Consider the following 19,067-nt stretch of genomic DNA (forward strand, 5'->3'; position numbering starts at 1 on the left):
CGAAGGTCACCGGCTGGGCGGTCTGCAGGTGGGTGAAGCCGGGCATGATGGTGGCGGCTTCACGCTCGGCCAGGTCCAGCAGGCCGGTCATCAGGTGCAGATACTGCTCTTCCAGAATCAGCATCTCGTCACGCAGCCACAGGCGGATATCGGTGGCCACCTGGTCGTTACGGCTGCGGCCGGTGTGCAGCTTCTTGCCTGTGATGCCGATCTTGTCGGTGAGCCGCGCTTCAATGTTCATGTGCACGTCTTCCAGGGCCACGGACCACTGGAATTCACCGGCTTCGATTTCCTTCTGGATTTCCGCCAGACCATTGATGATGGCGTCGCGCTCCTCATCGGTGAGCACGCCCACTTCTGCCAGCATGGTGGCATGAGCCTGGGAGCCGAAGATGTCCTGGCGGTACATGCGCCGGTCGAAATTCACGCTGGCGGTGAATTCCTGAACGAACTGATCGGTGGATTCGCTGAAGCGGCCGCCCCAGAGTTTGTTCTGCTGCTTGTCGGTCATCGTACGGTTCCCATGCATAAAGCCGGATTTGCGAGGCGCGCAGTATAGCAGGGACCGGGGAGCCCCTGAACATTAGCCCTGCTGGTATTGCTTGGGTGATGTGCTCGCTTAATGTATAACTGCTTGTAACTAGTGATTTTTACTGACCGGAGATTCAATGGCGGCCACGGACGACCAGCCCAATTCAAGTTTCCTGCCCGACTTGTGCAGCACCCGCGCGGTGCTGGTGGTGGTGGTGGTGGCCGAGCTTATGGCTCTGGTGATCAACCTGGTGGCCACCTACTACAGTGATTTCAGCATGGGCCGCCTGGCAATTACCTCTCTGTTTGTGCAATGGGTGGGACTTACCTCGGCGGCGCTGGTCTGCCAGCTACGCCCGCGGCTCAATCGGTTGGCCCCCGCGGTGGCAGCGGTAGCGGTGGTACTGCTGGTGGTGATTGATACCCTGCTGTTCAGCGTGGTGGCCGCTCTGGTGATGGGGTGGGTCACCGGCAACTTGATGCCGGGCGCCCTGTGGACCATGGAAATCCTGGTCAACGGCCTGATCGCCGCCATTATCGCTGGCCTGGTCATGCGCTATTTCTATGTGCAGGAGCAACTGCGCCAGAAGGGCCAGGCGGAATTGCAGGCGCGTATCCAGGCTCTGCAGTCGCGGATTCGTCCGCATTTCCTGTTTAATTCCATGAATATCATCGCCAGCCTGATCGCGGTAGATCCGGATGCCGCCGAGCAAGTGGTGGAGGACCTGTCGGTGCTGTTCCGTGCCAGCTTGAAGAATATTGGCAACGAAGCAACGCTGGATGAGGAACTGGAGCTGTGTCGGCGCTATATTCATATTGAGCAGCTGCGCATGGGCGAGCGTTTACAGGTGGAATGGGATATTCGCGTGGAAGCAAAAAGCGTGATGATTCCGCTGTTAACCTTGCAACCCTTGCTCGAAAATGCCATTTATCATGGCATACAGCCATTAACTGCAGGTGGTGTGGTGACTATCCGGGCTCTGGCAGAAAATGGCGAGCTGGTGCTGTCGGTGAGTAACCCAAAGCCGGAAGGCGATGGGCACCACAAGGGGAACCGTATGGCACTGGAGAATATTCGTCACCGGTTGGAGGCGCTGTATGGTGACGAGGTGGCGGTTGAATCCCGACCGCAACAAAAAGAATACGAGATAGAAATCCGATATCCGCTGAAATAAAAAGGATGGGAATTATGCGGGTGCTTGTGTGTGATGACGAACAACTGGCACGGGACCGGCTCAAGCGGCTGGTGGAGAAAGCCGACGGGGTTGAAGTGGTGGCAGAAGCGGCCAATGGCCGGGAAGCCATTGAGCAGGCCCAGGCCACCAGGCCGGACGTGATCCTCATGGATATTCGCATGCCGGAAATGGATGGCATGGAAGCTGCCGAGCATCTCAGCAAAATGGATAACCCTCCGGCGCTGATCTTCTGCACCGCCTATGATGAGCACGCCCTGCAGGCCTTCAAGGTCCATGCGGTGGATTATCTGCTCAAGCCGGTCAGTGCTGATGATCTGGCAACGGCTCTGGGCAAGGCGCGCACGCTGAACCGGGTGCAGTTGGCGGAAATCGGCAAGGAAGTCAGTGAGGAAAAACCCCGCCGCCGTGGACACATCAGCGCTCGCACCCATCGCGGGCTGGAGCTGGTGCCGGTGGATGAGGTGCGTTATTTCCTGGCCGACCAGAAGTATGTAACCGTCTGCTCCGGCGAGGGCGAAGTTCTGATCGACGAAACTCTCAAGGAGCTGGAGACTGAATTCGGTGACCAGTTTGTGCGCATCCACCGTAATGCCCTGGTAGCGTTGAAGTTTATCGAAGGTATGGAAATGGCTACGGCCGGCCACCATCAGGTACGCCTGCGCGGCATTGATGAACGACTCACTGTCAGCCGCCGCCATGTGGCAGGGCTGCGTCGAGTGCTGCAGAATCTGTAGTCGTTAACAGAGGTTCACGGGCGTGCTAGCCTTGAGCCTCCCCATGTTTCTAGCGATCAAATAACAAGAACAGGAAACCTGCCATGAAAAAGCTTCTTCTTCTGCTGGTCAGCGCCGCAGCACTGAGCGGTTGTGCTTCTGCCACCATGCCGGTCACCGGTCTGCTCTACGGCAATGTCAAAGCGCCTCTTACCGCCACCGCCTCCACCGAGAAGCCCACCCGGGTTGGCCGGGCCAGCACCCGCTCGATTCTCGGCATCATCGCCTCCGGCGACGCCAGCATTCAGACCGCTGCCCGCAACGGTGGCATTACCGAGATCCATCACGTGGATTACGAGTCCCAGAACTTCTTCGGGGTTCTGGCGGAGTTTACCGTGGTGGTTTACGGCAACTGAAAAAAGCAGCTACAAGCTTCAAGCCGCAAGCTACAACGCGGCACAGAGGCCTGACTGATCTTCAGCACAGGGGCCGCGTCCAGAGTCTGGGCGCGGCCCCTGTGGTTTAAAATCACAACACCCTTTCTGGCGTGTTGTGGCTTGAAGCTTGATGCCGCTTTTCCTGTAAACTGTCCTCCTCATTTCAGAACCACAGGATCTCCCATGTCCCGCGAAGTCTTGCGTATCGCCACCCGTTCCAGCCCCCTTGCCATCTGGCAGGCGGAATACGTTCAGCAGCGCCTGGAAAGTCTGCACGAGGGGTTGAGCGTGGAGCTGGTGCGTATCAAGACCCAGGGGGACAAGATTCTCGATACCCCGCTGGCCAAGATTGGCGGCAAGGGCCTGTTCGTGAAGGAGCTGGAAGAGGCAATCATGGACGGCCGTGCGGATATTGCCGTGCATTCCATGAAGGATGTGCCCATGGAATTGCCGGAAGGCTTTGCGCTGCCGGTGATCTGTGAGCGGGAAGATCCCCGTGATGCCTTCGTTTCCAATCACCATGACAGCCTGTCTTCCTTGCCCCACGGAGCCTGTGTGGGTACTTCCAGCCTGCGCCGTCAGGCCCAGGTGCAGGCCAATCGGCCGGACCTGGTGGTGAAAAGCCTGCGCGGTAATGTGCAGACCCGGCTGGGCAAGCTGGATGCCGGCGAGTTCGACGCCATTATCCTGGCCGCTGCCGGTCTCAAGCGTCTGGAGATGCACGAGCGGATCCGTTACGAAATGCCCCCGGAGGAATCCCTGCCAGCGGTGGGGCAGGGCGCGGTCGGCATCGAATGCCGCGATGGCGATGCCCGAACCATCGAGTTGCTCAGCCCGCTCAGCGACCGAGACACCTGGGACCGGGTGGTGGCGGAACGAGCCATGAACCGGCGCCTGGAAGGTGGCTGCCAGGTGCCCATCGCTGGTTTTGCCCTGCTGGAAGATAATCAGCTCTGGTTGCGTGGCCTGGTTGCCGAAGAAAACGGCAAGCAGGTGTTGCGCGCGGAAGGTCGTGCTCCCCGCGAGCGCGGCGCGGAGCTGGGTGTAGAGATTGCCGAGCAACTGCTGGCCCAGGGGGCCGATGTCATTCTCAAGGCGCTCTACGAGCGGAGCTGATCATCATGCAGGTGCTGGTTACCCGTCCCCTGGGGCAGCAGCAAGCGTTAATGGATGCTCTTCGTGATGCCGGGTATCAGCCGCTGCATAGCCCGGCCCTGCATATCGAGCCGCTGCCGGTCAGCGATGCTAGCCGCCGGGTTCTCATGGACCTGGACCTTTTCCACGCCGTTTTCTTTGCCAGTAGTAATGCCGCCCGCCTGGCTTTGGCCGCCATGGCGGATTTGTGGCCCCAGTGGCCGGTGGGGGTTCACTGGCTGGCGGTGGGTCAGGCTACTGCGGCGGAAATCAGCCGCTGGGATCTGCAGCCCACGGTTCCCGACGGCGGGTTCAATTCCGAAGCGGTATTAGCCCTGCCTTGCCTGCAACAACTGGCGGAAAAGAAAGTGCTGCTGTGCCGCGGTGAAAGCGGTCGGGAGTTGCTGGCGCAAACCCTTGCCGAGCGCGGCGCGGAGGTTGTCACCCTGCCGTTTTACCGTCGTTTGCCCAGCGCCGATTTCCATTGCCCCGAGTCATGCGACTGGGTCATGGTGACCAGTGTGGAAAGCTGGCAGGCGATCAGCGAAAAAATCCCACCTGGCGTCGGGGTGATAGCTGCCGGCGAGCGGGTGGCCTCTCATATCCGGGCGGAACATGCCGGTCCAGTGCGAGTGGCGGCCAGTGCCCATGATGAAGACATGCTGGTCACTCTGCCTTCTTCATAAAGAACATGAATGACTGATTTATTCATATCGCCAAGGTAGTGTTTTGTAATTTATCTCGCGATTTCATGCCCTGTTTGCCTTCCCTATTACATTGTTTAATGGACACTCAGCGCAGCCCCAATTAAGGTTTTCGCTGAGAGCCTATTTAAGATCTATACGCAGCCGCGCCGGAATCTGTTTTTTGGTCGGGCCGTGAATGCGATTGTGTGGTGCAGTCGTTTGATATAAGCAAGCGCATTCACTGGCTGGCGGTAAAAGGGCGCGGCCCTTCGGGTTGCCGCTGAAAATGGCGCCATGCGGTGTTGTGAACCTTGAACTTGACCCGTCAGGCCCTGCGGCCTGGCGCCATTTTCAGCGGCAACGCGGCTGCGTATAGATCCTAAATAGGCTCTACGGATCGCCCGTTTGGGGGTGCCAGATAATCAGAACATGGAGCTGACATGACGCAGGAACGTCTTTATTCCCGCCAGACAGGCAAGAGCGTCTGGGTAGTACTGGTGGTGTTGGTGGTTCTGGCGGCCCTGGGGGCCGGTGGCTGGTGGGGTTGGCAACAGTTCCAACAGATGCAGAAGGAAAAAGCCGGTCTTGCCGGTCAGATCAGCGAATTGAAAGCGGCCATGGCCAGCCAGCGCAGTGAGGTCCAGGGTGCACTGTCCTCCTTCGAGAAAAAGCAGGCTGAGCTGTCCGCCCGCATGGTCAAGGACCGTGCAGTGTTGGCCGACATGCAAAGCGGTGGGCAAACCCTGTGGCTGGTCAACGAGGCCCGGGCACTGGCCAGCCTGGCCAGCCAGCGGTTGCTGCTGACCCAGGATGCGTCTGCAGCGCGGCGCTTGCTGAAGGCTGCAGATGAAACCCTGGCTCGCCTCGACGATCCTAAAGTGTTGCCGGCCCGCCAGGCGCTGGCCATGGACATGGAAAAACTCAGTGGTGCCGGTCAGGTGGATGTGCAGGGCATGGTGCTGCGCCTGGGCGCCCTGCGTCAGATTACCGCTGAGCTGGCAGTGCCAGTGGAGGAAGCTCCTCCCGAACGGGATATGCCGGACGTGAGTCAGCCCTGGTGGCAGGACGTGCTCGACCGTCTGCCCATCAATGTGCGCCACCATGAAGGCGCTGTGCCCCTGCCGTTGTCTGCAGAACAGGCGTCCCTGGTACGGCTCACTCTGGATGGCAGTCTGCAGCAGGCACAACTGGCCCTGATGCAGGGCCGTGCCAAGGCGTACCAGCAGGCACTGGATAATGCGCGTACCACGCTGGCTCAGTGGTTCCGTGAGGATGAGCCGCGGGCGGCGCAGATGCGCAAGGCCCTGAAAGAGCTGGGTGGCAGCAGCGTTGCCCAGGCCCTGCCGGAAATTGGTGCGGGGCTGGCGGCCATTGAAGAGTTGAAACGCAAGGAGGGCGGTGCATGAAAAAAGTCGCCCTGCTGATCGTCATCGCCCTGGTTGCCGCTCTGGCGCTGGGGCGCTGGATGGCGGCGGACTCCGGCTATGTGCTGGTGATCCGCGATGATTTTTCCATGGATACCACCCTGGGCTTTGTGGTGCTGGCGGCACTGTTGGCGGTGGTAGCCATTGTGATTCTCACCCTGCTCGGCAATGCGGCCTGGAATGTGCTGGAGCCGGTTCGTGCTACCCGTCGCTGGAAAAAAGCGGTGGCAGCACGGCGTCTGCGCAGTGGTCTTCTGCAGCTGGTGGATGGGGAGCAGGAAAAGGCCGAGCGGCTGCTGGTTGCCGCCGGTGAAGACGGCGACTGGCCCCTGCTTGCCTGGCTGCTGGCCGCAGAAGCGGCCCAGGAACAGGATAACGTAGAGGCCAGTCAGCGGTATCTGGAAAACGCCAGTAGCGACCGTCGCGGTCGGCTGGTAGCGGGGCTGATGAAGGCCCGTTTCGCCCTGGACGATGGCTATCCGGAACAAGCTCGCCAGGAACTGAAGGTGCTGGCGGACCTGGCGCCGCGTAACAAGCGCATTCTGCGTACCTATGCGGAGGTGCTGGAAAGCCAGAAGGACTGGCCGGCCCTGTGTGCGCTGATGCCGCGTCTCAAGCGTGCCTTTGGCGAGGGCAAGGAGTCCCGTCGCGAACGCCGTGCCTGGTTGGCACTGCTGCAGGAAACCGCGCGCAAGCCCGGCTTCAATGACGCCGACAGTCGTCGCGAGGAACTGCGCAAGCTGTGGAAGGATGTGCCGGTGCATCTCAAGAATGATCCGGCCATGGTGGCCCGTTACACCGGTTTCCTGGCTCAGCTGGGCGGTGGCAAGGGGGCCTTGAATCTGGTCCGTGAGCAGTTGAGTCAGCAGTGGGACGACCGCCTGCCGCCGGTGCTGGAAGCCATCGACGATATTTCCCCGGATGATTTGCTACAGGTACTGGAAGGTTGGCTGGCAGAGCGACCGGGTAATGCGGCGGTATTGATTACGTCGGGTCGGGTGGCTCTCAAGGCCCGCCTGTGGGGTAAGGCACAGGGTTTTTTCGAAGCCGCCGCGAACTCCAGCCAGAGCGCGACAGCGCTGGCCGAGTTGTCACGCTTGTATCAGGCGCTGGGAGATTCCAGCAAGGCGCAGAAAGCGTTCGAGCGTCGCTTGCAGCAACTGGAAGGGCAGTTGCCCGCGTTGCCGATGCCGGAGAAGTCGCTGTAGAGCGGTATTGGAAAACGAAAATCAAAAGGCCGCGCCGGGGAATCCGGGTGCGGCCTTTTTGCTGTAGAAGCGCCGCTTGAGGCGCGAAAAGGGTCGAGTTACGAGGGACGAAACGATTTTCGAAACTCTAACCTCGTGACTCGCTTCTAATGCTGTTCGCGCCTCAAGCGGCGCTCCTACAAAACCTGTCGGGCCCTTGCGATACCGTGTGGCGCCTTATTTCAGGGCCAGGGTGATGGCCCGGCCGACTTCCTGCCAGCCCTGATCCAGGGCTTCAACCAGCGCCGCATAGCCTTCGCCGTTTATTGGTCCCTGCCAGTCAATTTTTCCCTGCCGGGTTTGTTCTTCTGCGCTGAACTGCCAGGTGCCGGTGATCATGGCTACGTCACCCTCATCGTTCTGCACGCCCTGAAAGCGGCTGATTTGTAGTGCCAGTTTTCCCTGTTCCGGGAGTGTTGCCTGGCTTGCCAGCGTCGACGCCATCGCCCGCTGCAATTGTGAGCCCAGCGGTTCGGCCCAGCGGTGCTGGCGAGCCACGTGCAGCTCGGTATTGCTCAGTTGCAACACAATGCCGCCCTGGTCCAGGTAGCTGGCCAGGGTCACGTGAATCCGCAGCGGGGTGTGGCCGCTGTGGCTGGCGCCCGGTAGCAGGTAATCCGGCGCCGGTGCCGGAGGGGTCTGGCTGCAGGCGCTCAGCAACGTCATCAGGGCGGCCAGCAGGCCGGGAATGAGGACAGATTTCATGGGCGGGGGCCTCTGGGTTGCGGGTCGGGGGCCGGTTGGCGCTGGAAGATAAGGGCATTGGGTTGCCGGTTCAGGGTATCCAGCAATGGCTCCGCTTCATTCAGGAGACGGTCCAGCTTCTGCAGGGTGCCTTGCAGCTGCTGATAGCCCTCACCGCCGGACTGCCAGCCCTGCAGAGTGCCCTCCAGGGCGCCCAGGGTGCCGGTGAGTCGTTCCGGCAGGGCATTGAGCGCCGGGTTGGCGAGCAGGGTGTCCAGGCGCCGGGTGGCGTCGGCCAGGTTATCCAGGTTGCGGTTCAGGTTGCCGGCGATGGACTCCATGGGCAGGTCGTTGAGCGTGTCCAGCAGTTGCTGGATCTGGTCCTCAATTTTGCTGATGCCGCCGCTGTCGACCGTGGGGAAAACGGCCACATCCGCATAGCGTTCGCCACTGCTGCCGGCGGGCGTGTCGGCATGGAAATCCAGGTCCACGAACAGGGAGCCGGTGAGCAGGTTGCCCGGCTTCAGGCTGGCGCGCAGACCATCATCAATCATGCGATCGATTTCCTGGCGCCAGCGCTGTGTATCTTCCCGGCTCTGGTGAGTGATGCGCTGGGGTTCCAGGCGTATCAGCACCGGAATGGGAGCACTGCTGATAGTGTCCGGGCCGGATTGGGCAAAGCCCCAGGCCACCTGTTCCACGGTGCCTACACGGATGCCACGATACTCCACCGGGGCGCCGGTTTTCAGGCCCCGCACACTGCTCTCCACCAGCAACACGTAATCCAGAGTGTCGGTGTAGAGGGCCCGTCGTGCGCTCTCTTCATCGTTGTGCAGGGTGAACTCCCGTTCGTCTTTTACCGGATCGCCGGCGCGCATGTTGCCATCAGGCACGGCAAAGGTGATGCCGCCGCCGATCAGGGCTTCCAGGGAATGGATCTGAGCCTGGAAACCCCGGGCATCGAGCTGAAAGCCCAGGCCGTTGACCTGCCAGAAGCGGCTACTGTCCGAGACCAGCACGTCGTAGGGTTTCTGGATAAAGATACGGTGATGGAAGCGTTTGTCGGCGGCGTTGAAGCGGGTTTCCACCACCCGGCCCACCTTCAGGCTGCGAAAGTTCACCGGGTCACCTACGTCCACATTGGTGCCTGCGTCGCTGACCAGTTTCAGGAACAGACCGGCACCGGTTTTTTCCGGCGGTGGTGTGTCCTGTACCTGAAAGCGTTTGCCCTTCTTGCCGCTTTCGCCGGGCATCAGCTCGATGTAGGAGCCGGACAGCACCGTGTTGAGTCCGCTCACACCTTCCCGGCTGATACGGGGTTTTACCACCCAGAAACGAGTGTCTTCGGCCAACATGCGGTCGGTATCTGATTGCATCTGTACGGTCAGCAGGGTGTGGCTCATGTCATCCGACAGCCTCACGCTCTCTACCAGGCCGACCTGCACATTGCGGGTTTTTACCGGTGTCTTGCCCGCGTTGATGCCTTCTGCATCCGCCAGTTTCAGGGTGATCACCGGCCCTTGGCTGGAGAGATAACTGAACACCAGCCACAGGCCGATCAGGGCGGCAGCAAGAGGGATCAGCCAGACGGCGGAAAGCCGGGTGCGGCGGGGTTCGGCTTGGGTGTCACTCAAGGCTGATGCTCCGGTTGTGTGTTGGGGGGCAGCTTCTGCTGCTGGTCCCAGATCAGGCGCGGGTCAAACTGGTGGGCGGCCAGCATTGTAAATATCACCACAGCGGAAAAGGCCACACCACCCACACCGGGGGTCACGGTAAGAATATTGCCCATCTGGAACAGGGCGACAATGATGGCCACCACGAACACATCGATCATGGACCAGCGCCCCACCCATTCGGTGATCCGGTAGAGCGCCATCTGGTTCTTCATATCCAGGGTGTCGCGTCGGCGGCTGGCAATGCATAGCCAGCCCAGCGCCAGAATTTTTCCGAACGGCACCAGCACGCTGGCGGTAAAGATGATCAGGGCAATGGGCCAGTCGCCGTGGCGCAGGAACAGCATGACGCCGGCGATGATAGTGGATGGTTCGTTCTGGCCCAGGCTGGTGGTGGTCATAATCGGAAACAGGTGGGCGGGAAAGCAGCACAGGATGGCGGTGATCAACAGGGCCCAGACCCGCTGCAGGGTCAGCGGGTGGCGGCCGTGAAGGGTGCTGTGGCAGCGCTGGCAATGGTGATTGCCCAGGGCTTGCAGTTGCCCGCACCACTGACAGCCGATCAGACCCTGGCTGCGGGCGGTGAGCCCGCTGCGGGCACTGTCGGGTTGTTGCAGGTTGCCCAGCAGCCGCTGCCACAGGCTCACGGTATTCATGCGGGTAACGGTAATCAGCAGCAACAGGGCGTAGCCGGAGAAGGTCCAGAAGGCGGAGAGTAGCTGGATATGGGCCATGGCGACGATCTTCACCAGGCTCACCAGGGCGGCGATGGCAAACACATCCGCCATCATCCAGGGCTGCATGCGGGGCAGCCAGCGGGCCAACAACAGGCTGCCGGGCAGATGACGGCGGGCGGACAGACTCAGGTGTATCCAGCAAATTGACAATAGATAGAGAGCCGGGATCACGATGATGGTAGCGATCACGATGACGGCCAGTGATGGGTGGTGATAGACCGCCAGTTCCCAGGCGGCATCAGTCACCGTCATGGCTCTCTCGATGCCATTTTTTTCGAAACCGATATAAGGGAAGAGCAGCGACAGGCCGAGCAGAATCAGCGCGGTAAAGGCCAGCGCGGGAGTCAGCTGATCGCTCTGTGCCTGGCGCATCAGAGGGTGCCGACAGCGGGGGCATTGCAGCCAGCCACTGCTCTCGCCAAGGTCTATGTCGCAGACCAGGTCGCATTCGTGGCAAGGCAGAAGCAATGTCTGGCTATGCGCTGTGGGCGGAGAATCCTGCGCCATCGCATCCTTTCCTTTGGAATCAGCTACAAGCGGCAAGTTACAAGCTACAACGCGGGCGTGGTTGTTGCCAGTCCGGGCGCGTTTTGGCCGCGATTTGTAGCGGGTACTCGATGCGGCATGACCGAACAGGCTTGCTGCGCGAGGCCCAGGCCTTGCCGATTAGCACGAGCCGAACCCCGCGTTGCAGCTTGTAGCTTGAAGCTTGCGGCTAATCCCTGGGCGCGTAATCGAACACGTCGCAGTGGATATTGTCGGCGGGCACGCCTTCTTCCACCAACGCATCGAACACCGCCCAGGCCATGGGGGGGGAGCCGCCCAGATAGAACAGCGGTAACTCGGGTTCGTTCAGGGCCGCCAGCGCTGCCTCATGCACCAGGCCTTCGGCGTGGTCCGGGTGGCGGATGTCGGACAGGGCGGTGGTGAAATCGAAGTCCTTCAGCGCCATCTTCCACTGGGCCGGCAGTGTCGGCAGGTAGAGATCTTCCGGGGTGCGGGCGCCCCAGAACAGGCGTACCGGATGATCGAAATCCAGGGCGATCAGGCGCTCGACCATGGCTTTAACCGGGGCAAAACCGGTGGAGCCACAGATAAACCACACTGGCTGCTCCGGGGCGCTGTCGATAAAGCGCATGCCGGCGGGCAGGGTGGCGCTGACGGTGCTGGCCGATTCCAGGTAAGCCATGATGTCCTGGGCGGCACTGTTGTCGTCGCCATGACGTATGTGCAGCTCCAGACGGCGGCCATCGCAGTGGTTGGCGATGGAAAAGGGAAATCCCTCGCCGTTCAGGTTGAGCATCATGTATTGCCCGGCATGCCACAGCACCCGCTTGCCGGCGGGCAGCTGCAACCAGACCCGGCTAACGTCATGGTTGAGCGCTTCAATCTGCTGAATCTGGCAATGCACTTCATGGCTCGGCAGTTCGCCGGGAGCGGTCACCTCGGACACATCTATCTCACAGTCGCTGAGTGGCTGAGCGACGCAGTATAACACCTGGGTGCTATTGGCATCGCCCGCATGAATGGTGTGGTTTCTTTGCTGAACGTGTCCGCGTTGAAGCGTTCCCATACAGCGTTCACAGACACCGTTACGGCAAGCCACCGGAAAGCCGAAGCCAGCTTGCTGGCCGGCCTCGACGATGGTCTGGTCAGGGCGGCAGGGGAAGTTTCCCTTACCGTTGACGGTGATGGTGAAGTGTTGGAGCACGAATGATGAATTGATAATGGAAAATTGAGAATTGATAACGAAAACCACCTCCAGTGAGGATTGGGTGGTTTTCAGGGTTTTAAGTTATCAATTATTCATTCTCAATTATCAACTGCCTGCTCTTTATGCCCCAACGCCAACGAACAGCGCCACAATACAGCCCATGCCGAAGGCCCATACCAGGGTGCGGGCGCTGGCCCAGTCGGCGATATAGCAGACGGTGTACATGACTCGGCTGACCACAAACGCCAGGGCGATGCCGTCGATGGTGCCCTGGGGCGCGGTTTGCACAAGGTGGGCAATGATCACGGCTGCGGCAAAGGCGGGGGTCACCTCGAAGCTGTTCTGCTGCGCCCAGTGGGCCCGCTTGCGGCTGCCCTCCAGGGTTTCCAGGAATTCCCGGGGGTTATGGTTCTGTTTCGGGCCAAAGCCGCCCTGGAACTTGGCCAGAGCCGTATTCAGGTAAGGCAGGAAAATGGCGGCAAGCACGCACCAGTAGGCAAGGGTCATAGTGATTCTCCGTGGTTTTTATAAGCCGTAGGAGCGGCGCTCGAGCCGCGAAGCGCCCAGAGATCTTTTCGGAAACGGCTTCGCGGCTCGAGCGCCGCTCCTACGGAAATGAAGCTGAGGCTATCTCAGTCCTTGTCATCGGCCTGTGAGGCTAGCAGGCACTGTTCGATCACCGCAAAACGATCCTGGCCCCAGACCATGGTCTTTTCGGTCAGGAAGCTGGGAACGCCCCAGCTGCCGGCGGCCATCATGGCGTTGCGGTTGTCTTCCGCGCGATCGCGCCAGCTGTCGTCATCCAGCCAGCGGCGGGCCCGGTTCCAGTCCAGCCCGGCATTTTCCACCAGGAACTTCAGGCCGTTGTCGGTGGCGGCATTGATGCCCTGGCTCCAGATGCCGGTGGCGGCGGCGCGCAGCCATTCACGCAGACGACCTTCCTTTTCGGCGAAAGGCCAGATAGCCATGCAGCGTTCCACACCGGCCCCCACTGGATCGCATACCTTGCCGAACGGCACCTTGTGCAGTCGGGCCTCCCGGGCGGCGTCCTTGAGAATGTAGAAACGCTTGGCCTTGGGGACGGAAAGCCCACGCATGACCATGGGCAGGACCGGGCGGATCTTCAGGTTCAGACCGTAGTGGTCCGCCATGGCATAGGTGCGGGCCAGGGCCAGATAGGAGTAGGGGCTGCGGAAAGAAAAGAACAGCACCAGCGGTTTGCCTTTCAGGCCCTCCGGCACGTCTTTCAGGCGGGCCCGCTTGGCGCGGCCGTAGGGCAGCGGCCAGTCCGCGCTGCCCAGCCCCAGGTCGTTGAGGCGGTGGGCCAGGTGGTCCAGCCGTTCCACACTCCAGTACCACTCGCCTTCATAATGCAGGGTGCCAGTGAGGTAGTGGCCGTCCTTGAGGAACTGATCGCGACGGGCTTCCAGGGCCAGCTGGGCCCGGTCGGCGGGCATCTGGCCGTGTTCGGTGAGCAGGTCTTCCAGTCTGTCGTGGTCGTTGCGCCACAGGGCATCGGCCAGGGCGGCGGCCAGGCTCCAGAAACGCTCGTCACCCTCGTGTTTCAGCAGGCAGCGTGTCGCTGCCAGGCTCACTTCCCGGGGCGGCAGTTGCCAGTTGCGGGGAAAGTCCAGGTCGTGCAGGCGCGCCAGCTGGGTGGCGTCGCGGGGGGCCAGTTCTTCCAGCATGTCTGCCGCCGGGTACATCTGCTGATCCAGATACAGCATGACCCGGGGGGTAATCGTGATGCCGAAGTGGCGGGCAAAGCGGGGCAGTACTTGGGCCATCAACACGGAATAAGGGTCATCAATGCGGAAGTAGAACACCGCCTGATGAGGGCGCCGTTGCAGCTTGCGGCGCGATTCGCGAAAGGCCCGTCGCCATTGTTGCAGGCGTTCGCTGGTGATCAGCTTGGCCACCAGTGGCATCAAACGTTGTCTCAGACTCATTAACAGAGTGCTCCTCGTAAGTGGGCACAGGCCGGGGTCGCCGACGGGAAAACACGCCTACGATACTTGTTCAGAAAGCGCCGTGTGGCAACACCCTGTCTACCGGGGTGCGGCAACGGTCATGAAACCGGCGGGGGCGGATGGCAAGAGGGGCCAACCAAAAGGGCGGCCTGAAGGCCGCCCGGATCGGTCACTTGTTGAGTTGGCTCAGGTCCCGCACGGCACCGCGGTCGGCGCTGGTGGTCAGGGCCGCATAGGCCTTCAGGGCGGTGGAAACGCGGCGCGGGCGCATTTCCATGGGTTTATAGGCCAGCTTGCCGCGGGCTTCCATCTTGCTGCGGCGGTGGGCCAGTTCCTCATCGGAAATGTCCAGGTTAATGGTGCGGTTGGGGATGTCGATGGCGATGGTGTCGCCTTCTTCCACCAGCGCAATGGCGCCACCTTCCGCCGCTTCCGGAGAGGCGTGGCCGATGGACAGGCCGGAGGTGCCGCCGGAGAAACGACCATCGGTGAGCAGGGCGCACTGTTTGCCCAGGCCCTTGGATTTCAGGTAGCTGGTGGGGTAGAGCATTTCCTGCATGCCCGGGCCACCTTTCGGCCCTTCATAACGAATCACCACCACGTCCCCGGCCACGATCTGGTCGCCGAGGATGGCGCGCACGGCAGAATCCTGGGATTCGAACACCCGGGCACGGCCGGTAAAGGTCAGGATGGACTCGTCCACTCCGGCGGTCTTCACGATGCAGCCGCGCTCGGCGATGTTGCCATACAACACCGCCAGGCCGCCGTCCTTGCTGTAGGCGTTCTCGTAGTTGCGGATACAGCCGTTTTCCCGGTCATCATCCAGGCTGTCCCAGCGGGTGTCCTGGCTGAACGCGGTCTGGGTGGGAATCCCCGCCGGGCCGGCGGTGAACATTTTTTTCACACCTTCGTCGCTGGTGCGCATGATGTCGTAGTGCTCCAGCGCTTCCGCCACGCTGGCGGAGTGCACCATGGGAATGTCCCGGTGCAGCAAGCCGGCCCGGTCCAGTTCGCCGAGAATGCCCATCACGCCACCGGCCCGGTGCACGTCTTCCATATGGTACTTCTGGGTGGCCGGGGCCACTTTCGACAGGCAGGGCACCTTGCGGCTCAGGCGGTCGATATCGGCCATGGTGAAGTCCACTTCGCCTTCCAGGGCGGCGGCCAGCAAGTGCAGCACGGTATTGGTGGAGCCGCCCATGGCGATATCCAGGCTCATGGCGTTCTCGAAGGCCTTGAAGGACGCGATATTGCGCGGCAGAACTGCCTCCACATCCTGCTCGTAGTACAGCTTGGCCACATCGACGATGCGACGACCGGCTTCCAGGAACAGCTCACGGCGATCCGCATGGGTGGCCAACAGGGAGCCGTTCCCCGGCAGGGACAGGCCCAGCGCCTCGGTCAGGCAGTTCATGGAGTTGGCGGTGAACATGCCGGAGCAGGAGCCGCAGGTGGGGCAGGCGGAACGCTCCACTTCGTTCAGGGTGGCTTCGTCCACGCTGTCATCGGCGGCCATCACCATGGCGTCCACCAGATCCAGCTTGCCCTCGGCCAGCCTGGTCTTGCCCGCTTCCATGGGGCCGCCGGACACGAAGATCACCGGGATATTCAGGCGCATGGCGGCCATCAGCATGCCGGGAGTGATCTTGTCGCAGTTGGAAATGCACACCAGCGCATCGGCGCAATGGGCGTTGACCATGTACTCCACGGAATCGGCAATGATGTCGCGGCTGGGCAGGGAGTAGAGCATGCCGTCGTGGCCCATGGCGATGCCGTCATCCACCGCAATGGTATTGAATTCCTTGGCGATCCCGCCGGCCTTCTCCACTTCGCCGGCCACCAGCTGGCCCATGTCCTTCAGGTGTACGTGCCCGGGCACGAACTGGGTAAAGGAGTTGGCGATAGCAATAATCGGTTTACCGAAGTCCCCGTCCTTCATGCCCGTGGCGCGCCACAGGGCACGGGCGCCGGCCATATTGCGGCCATGGGTGGTGGTACGGGAGCGATACTGCGGCATGGGAACCTCGTAATGTTCAATAGCGGGATATAAGCCCGCCATTGTAACCCACAGACCCACACTGTTGGAGCCTTGCTCGCAAGGCGAAGAGGCGGGGGAGCAGGCGTTCCCTTGAGCCGAGCTTGCCCACCCGACGCAATCACTCCCGGTTGCCTTCACCAATCGACCCCATCACCCGTCCACCGTTGGAGCCATGCTTGCATGGCGAAATAGCTCAGGCCCCGGAAATACAGACGCTCACCCGCAGAGCGCCAGCGCCGTTTTTCACCAGCGCGCAAGTTGAATATGTAGGATATGGCTTACATATTTTTGTAAGTTGCTGAGATAAAGTGAATTTTCAGGATTGGCACTGCAAGAAAAGTCCGGGTAAAAATTCCTGTTCAACACGCAAGTGCAAGAAAAATCAGCTGAGAATTATTCCTGACTGTAGGGTAAGTTGCTGATTGGTTGTTGGTTTAGTGTGATTCTTGAATGGGCGTTGATCAGGGATATACAGCAAAGTGTTATATCGCATCTGCAATTGAATACACTGTTATACACATAGGGCAGGAAGATCACGATGACAAGGATAGCTGCGTTCTTGATTTTGATGGTTTTATGCTCAGCTTCCTTTGGCAAAGTTATATCCTCTGATCCTGGCGAGATATACAAGCTAATCGGAAATGAGGAAATAAAAAGTCGAGGTGTTGAGTACGATTTCCATGTCGTTTCAACCGATCCCTCATCGGAAAGCTGGGCACCAATGGCGTTTGTTGGTGCAATTGACGTCGACACGGGCGCTGAGTTCCAGGTGTTCATTTTTCAGAAGAGTGGCGGCGGTGACCTTGTTCTTGGACATCGCTACATAGAAGGTGATGAGCTTGTTTTTACCAGAACGCTCTTTCACGGCGTGCCATTTAAACTGGACATTAAAATCATTATTTCGGTGAACGAAGACGGTCTGTTACGTGTGGAGCAGCCGGGCGTTGGGGCGTCGCATGAATACCAAACCGGCATCCTGAATCTGCGATCCTACATCGGCGTCGTTGGAGCTAAGGCAGACTTCAGGCTTGAAGCTGATTGAAGGTATAACAAGGCAAGGCAGCGGACGCCTTCGGCGCCCCTGCTAGCAACGTTCACACTTTGCGAGCCCTTCGCCATGCGAGCATGGCTCCAACGCCAACCGTGCGGTGGCTTGGTTGCGGGCTGGGTGGCGTTGGTTAAAGCCCCTTCACAAACACCTTCGAGTTCCGCTGCCAGTTATACAGCGACTTCCGGGCCCCCGGCAGCGCTTCCACGCCAGCCAGTTCAAATCCCTGCTGCTGAAACCAGTGGGCGGTCAGGGTGGTGAGCACGAACAGGCTGGTGAGCCCTTGTTCTTTGGCTCGCCGTTCCACGTACGCCAGTAGCTGTGCCCCCCGTTCGCCCTTGCGGTAGCCGGGGTGGACGGCCACGCAGGCCAGTTCGCCGGTCTTGTCGTCCGGGAAGGGATACAGGGCGGCGCAGGCGATGACCATGCCGTCGCGCTCGATGATGGCGAAGCGCTGGATTTCGTTTTCCAGCAGTTCCCGGGAGCGACGCACCAGGGTGCCGTCGGCTTCCAGAGGTTCTATCAGTTCCAGGATGCCGCCCACGTCGTCGATGCGGGCGCCACGCAGGGTCTCGTAGGTTTCCCGGGTGACCAGGGTGCCGCAGCCGTCACGGGTGAACAGTTCCTTGAGCAGGGCGCCGTCGTCGTTGGCGTCAATCAGGTGCGCCCGGCCGACGCCATTGCTGGCGGCGTGACAGGCGGCGGTGAGCTGCCGGTCCACGCCATTGTCCTGCAATTGGTCGTCGGCAAGCAGTTTGCCGGCCTGTTGCGGGCTGAGTTCGCGCACCATGTCGCCGTTGTTGTCCGCGAGTCGCAGGTCGTTGCCCATGAGAATGAGCTTGTCGGCGCCCAGGGCGATGGCGGCGGTGGAGGCCACTTCTTCCGCATTCACGTTGAACAGTTCACCGGTGGGCGAACAACCCAGCGGTGACAGCAGTACCACATTGCCATTGCTCAGTTGCTGGCGGATGGCATCCACTTCGATACGCCGCACTTCGCCGGTGTGCTGGTAGTCGAAGCCGTTGCGCACGCCCACCGGTTTGGCGATGACGAAGTTGCCGCTGATCAGACGGATGCCGGCGTTGTACATGGGGGAGTTGGCCAGCCCCATGGAAAACAGCCCTTCCAGTTTCAGGCGCAGGGCACCCACCGCCGCCATGACACCATTGAGCGCCGCGCTGTCGGTGATGCGCATGTGCTGCTCAAAGGTGGATTCGATGCCGGACTCTGCCAGTCGCGCGCTGATCTGCGGGCGGGCACCGTGGACCAGCACCAGCTTGATCCCCAGGCTGTTGAGCAGGGCCAGATCGTGAATCAGGGTAGGCAGGCGCGGGCCGTCCAGCAGTTCGCCGGAAAGCATGACCACAAAGGTGCGTCCCCGGTGGGCGTTGATGTACGGGGAGGAGTTGCGGAACCAGTGGACCTGATTGTCGGGGGTGGCGCTGGGCACGGCATGTCTCTGTGGTTGGTGGCTGACAGATCAGTATAGCCAGCGGGGGGCGTCGGTTGCCAGATGTGCCGGTGGGGCGTTGTGGAAGGTGGCCTGGCAACAGAAACAAAAACGCCGCCCGAAGGCGGCGTTGTGTTCTTCAGGCTGGGTTGTTACGCGCCGAACAGGCCCTTGAAGAAGTAGAAGAACAGGATCGACAACAGGGCGCCGGCCGGCAGGGTGACCACCCAGGAGGTGAAGATGGTGCTGACCACCCGCAAGTTCAGGGAGCCGATGCCGCGAGCCATGCCGACACCCAGGATTGCCCCCACCAGGGTGTGGGTGGTGGAAATGGGCAGGCCGGTGCCGGAGGCCAGGATCACCGTGCCGGCAGCGCCCAGCTCGG

At 60.9% G+C, this 19,067-nt stretch carries 18 protein-coding genes and 1 pseudogene; 8 read left to right on the forward strand and 11 right to left on the reverse strand.

Annotated elements, in window-relative coordinates; genetic code table 11:
- Positions 1–511, reverse strand: a 511-nt coding sequence (locus HUJ17_RS12490; protein ID WP_290510999.1) for a lyase family protein, incomplete at its 3' end; no start/stop codon positions are given.
- Positions 512–668: 157 nt separating this feature from the next.
- Between HUJ17_RS12490 and HUJ17_RS12495 the strand changes: the two genes are divergently transcribed.
- The 7 genes from HUJ17_RS12495 to HUJ17_RS12525 all read left to right on the forward strand — a co-directional run bounded on the left by HUJ17_RS12495 (position 669) and on the right by HUJ17_RS12525 (position 7,329).
- The gene (locus HUJ17_RS12495) at positions 669–1,706 is read left to right on the forward strand and encodes a sensor histidine kinase (RefSeq protein WP_290511000.1); all 1,038 of its coding nucleotides are present in this window, start codon (positions 669–671) and stop codon (positions 1,704–1,706) included.
- A gap of 14 nt (positions 1,707–1,720) precedes the next feature.
- Complete coding sequence (locus tag HUJ17_RS12500) at positions 1,721–2,461, forward strand: LytTR family DNA-binding domain-containing protein (protein ID WP_290511001.1); 741 nt, start codon at positions 1,721–1,723, stop codon at positions 2,459–2,461.
- An 83-nt stretch (positions 2,462–2,544) separates the two neighbouring features.
- Positions 2,545–2,856 (forward strand): TRL-like family protein, encoded by a 312-nt coding sequence (locus HUJ17_RS12505; RefSeq protein ID WP_035245269.1) that lies wholly within the window; start codon positions 2,545–2,547, stop codon positions 2,854–2,856.
- A 204-nt stretch (positions 2,857–3,060) separates the two neighbouring features.
- On the forward strand, positions 3,061–3,993 hold the full coding sequence (gene hemC / locus HUJ17_RS12510; RefSeq protein WP_290511002.1) for a hydroxymethylbilane synthase: 933 nt from the start codon (positions 3,061–3,063) through the stop codon (positions 3,991–3,993).
- A 5-nt stretch (positions 3,994–3,998) separates the two neighbouring features.
- Positions 3,999–4,697, forward strand: a complete 699-nt coding sequence (locus HUJ17_RS12515) for a uroporphyrinogen-III synthase (protein ID WP_290511003.1) — start codon at positions 3,999–4,001, stop codon at positions 4,695–4,697.
- A gap of 440 nt (positions 4,698–5,137) precedes the next feature.
- Positions 5,138–6,103, forward strand: coding sequence for a uroporphyrinogen-III C-methyltransferase (locus HUJ17_RS12520; protein WP_290511004.1), 966 nt, complete (start codon positions 5,138–5,140; stop codon positions 6,101–6,103).
- Positions 6,100–7,329, forward strand: a complete 1,230-nt coding sequence (locus HUJ17_RS12525) for a heme biosynthesis HemY N-terminal domain-containing protein (RefSeq protein ID WP_290511005.1) — start codon at positions 6,100–6,102, stop codon at positions 7,327–7,329. Before HUJ17_RS12520 ends, HUJ17_RS12525 begins: the two co-directional genes overlap by 4 nt.
- A 216-nt stretch (positions 7,330–7,545) precedes the next feature.
- Here HUJ17_RS12525 and HUJ17_RS12530 read toward each other — a convergent pair whose 3' ends face one another.
- From HUJ17_RS12530 to ilvD, 8 genes and pseudogenes are all read right to left on the reverse strand, one after another.
- A complete protein-coding gene (locus HUJ17_RS12530; RefSeq protein WP_290511006.1) occupies positions 7,546–8,073 on the reverse strand; it encodes a PqiC family protein in 528 nt (175 codons plus the stop codon).
- Complete coding sequence (gene pqiB, locus HUJ17_RS12535) at positions 8,070–9,686, reverse strand: intermembrane transport protein PqiB (RefSeq protein WP_290511007.1); 1,617 nt, start codon at positions 9,684–9,686, stop codon at positions 8,070–8,072. Before pqiB ends, HUJ17_RS12530 begins: the two co-directional genes overlap by 4 nt.
- Positions 9,683–10,969 carry a paraquat-inducible protein A gene (locus tag HUJ17_RS12540; RefSeq protein WP_290511008.1) on the reverse strand — a complete coding sequence of 429 codons (1,287 nt, stop codon included), beginning with the start codon at positions 10,967–10,969 and terminating at the stop codon, positions 9,683–9,685. Before HUJ17_RS12540 ends, pqiB begins: the two co-directional genes overlap by 4 nt.
- 208 nt (positions 10,970–11,177) lie before the next feature.
- A complete protein-coding gene (locus HUJ17_RS12545; RefSeq protein WP_290511015.1) occupies positions 11,178–11,915 on the reverse strand; it encodes an NAD(P)H-flavin reductase in 738 nt (245 codons plus the stop codon).
- An 81-nt stretch (positions 11,916–11,996) separates the two neighbouring features.
- Positions 11,997–12,221, reverse strand: a pseudogene (locus tag HUJ17_RS12550) (2Fe-2S iron-sulfur cluster-binding protein); the annotation flags it as partial.
- Positions 12,222–12,296: 75 nt separating this feature from the next.
- Complete coding sequence (locus HUJ17_RS12555; RefSeq protein WP_290511009.1) at positions 12,297–12,683, reverse strand: MAPEG family protein; 387 nt, start codon at positions 12,681–12,683, stop codon at positions 12,297–12,299.
- Between the two features lie 125 nt (positions 12,684–12,808).
- On the reverse strand, positions 12,809–14,125 hold the full coding sequence (locus HUJ17_RS12560) for a DsbA family protein (RefSeq protein ID WP_290511010.1): 1,317 nt from the start codon (positions 14,123–14,125) through the stop codon (positions 12,809–12,811).
- Between the two features lie 190 nt (positions 14,126–14,315).
- Entirely contained in the window at positions 14,316–16,163 is a 1,848-nt protein-coding gene (ilvD, locus tag HUJ17_RS12565) for a dihydroxy-acid dehydratase (protein ID WP_290511011.1), read from the reverse strand.
- Between the two features lie 559 nt (positions 16,164–16,722).
- Between ilvD and HUJ17_RS12570 the strand changes: the two genes are divergently transcribed.
- Positions 16,723–17,226 (forward strand): hypothetical protein, encoded by a 504-nt coding sequence (locus HUJ17_RS12570; RefSeq protein ID WP_290511012.1) that lies wholly within the window; start codon positions 16,723–16,725, stop codon positions 17,224–17,226.
- 136 nt (positions 17,227–17,362) lie between these two features.
- On the opposite strand, the gene argA is transcribed toward HUJ17_RS12570, so the two are convergent.
- Entirely contained in the window at positions 17,363–18,682 is a 1,320-nt protein-coding gene (gene argA, locus HUJ17_RS12575; protein WP_290511013.1) for an amino-acid N-acetyltransferase, read from the reverse strand.
- A 152-nt stretch (positions 18,683–18,834) separates the two neighbouring features.
- On the reverse strand, positions 18,835–19,067 hold a 233-nt coding region (locus HUJ17_RS12580), incomplete at its 5' end, for an inorganic phosphate transporter (protein ID WP_290511014.1).

The sequence above is a fragment of the Alcanivorax sp. genome, assembly GCF_014762765.1.
Lineage (GTDB): Bacteria > Pseudomonadota > Gammaproteobacteria > Pseudomonadales > Alcanivoracaceae > Alcanivorax.